This is a genomic window from Chitinispirillales bacterium ANBcel5 (assembly GCA_029688955.1).
Classification (GTDB): domain Bacteria; phylum Fibrobacterota; class Chitinivibrionia; order Chitinivibrionales; family Chitinispirillaceae; genus Cellulosispirillum; species Cellulosispirillum alkaliphilum.
Window position 1 is genome coordinate 1 of record JARUKZ010000110.1, and the last position, 1206, is coordinate 1206.

The 1206-nt window shown below is 44.1% G+C and carries 1 protein-coding gene; it reads right to left on the bottom strand.

From position 1 onward, the window contains the following. Positions 1–276: 276 nt before the first annotated feature. On the bottom strand, positions 277–1071 hold the full coding sequence (locus QA601_18940; GenBank protein ID MDG5817178.1) for a hypothetical protein: 795 nt from the start codon (positions 1069–1071) through the stop codon (positions 277–279). Between the last annotated feature and the right edge of the window lie 135 nt (positions 1072–1206).

Here is a 1206-nt window from a genome sequence, read left to right on the forward strand (position 1 = left end):
TTTTCCCGGGTAGTGCAAAATGGCTCAGGAGGAGGATTAAAGAGGAAATGGGGCCAAAAAAATAATCCGGGGGGCCCAATAATTAGTTCATTGGTGCTGCAAAATGGTTTGTGAGGGAAAATAAATAGCTCAGAAGGGAAGAAAACTACTTTGTGGGGTTAAATCACCTCGTTTTTGTAGTAAAAAAGGCACAATTGGGTACAGGAATGCTGTGTTCCCTGAAATCCAGGGAGTTTAAAGGGGGGGGCTTATGGTACAGTTACGATTTTTGGGTGCTTAACTATCCGGTGGCGGGCCGGGATTAGCGCTTTTGGGTTCCACTGGTGGGGTGTAGGTGGGTTCATCACAGGTTACCACAGCAGTAGGAACGTTCTCTCTTTTCTGTGCCTTTTGTTCATACCCTTTTGGGGGCCTTCCTCGTTTGGGGCGACGCCAGTAAGCGTTTGCGTAGAGTTTTCTGCGTATCGACTTACGCATGGCAAATTTACCGCAGGTGCGTATCTCCTCTACTATTGTATAGAGTTTAGAGTAGAGCTCATCACGCACTTTTCGCTCTTTTGAATCTTTCGGTTTGCTCTGTCGTCGGAAGATAATTTGCTCAGTAAGGTTAAAAGAGTGCTCAACCGCCTCTTCAAGAACAGACATGTCGAAGTTTATCTTTTTAAGCATCCACTTTCTGTTTCTGCCCATCACCGCCAGATCATTTAAGTGCTGGCTAAGCTTATCACCACTCCGTGTTTTATAGTAGGGAACTTTTAGATGAGAACCGGCCTTCTTAGCCGCGAATCGTATGGACCGGGCAAGATCGGTGCGAAACTTACAAAGCTCGGCAATGTACTTTTTAAGCTCTTTGCCTCTGTATACACTATCGGTTTTTACCTGTCGCCAATCGCTTTGAGCTTTGGAAAGATCCAAAACAAGCTGAGGGATAGCGTCTACAAGCGACATGTCGAGCCCGGCTTTCTTAACAGCTTCAAGGTCGGTGTAACAATGCTTGTGCATATTACATGCCTGCTGTACCAGCACTGCAACCGGCATTTTAATAGGTACAATCGTTGATGATGACTTCATAGGTTCGCTCCTGTTAAAAGTAGTGTGTTACAAATAAAATATTTCAGCGCGCAACGGTTGGCAAAATAAAAGTATAAATATCTTTACTCTGTTATAAAATAAATGTACTTTTATTTTAACCCTGTGGGATTGAGA

Bases quoted from the DNA above. Each gene is read 5' to 3' on its own strand.
- QA601_18940 (MDG5817178.1), bottom strand. From the start codon at position 1,071: ATGAAGTCATCATCAACGATTGTACCTATTAAAATGCCGGTTGCAGTG.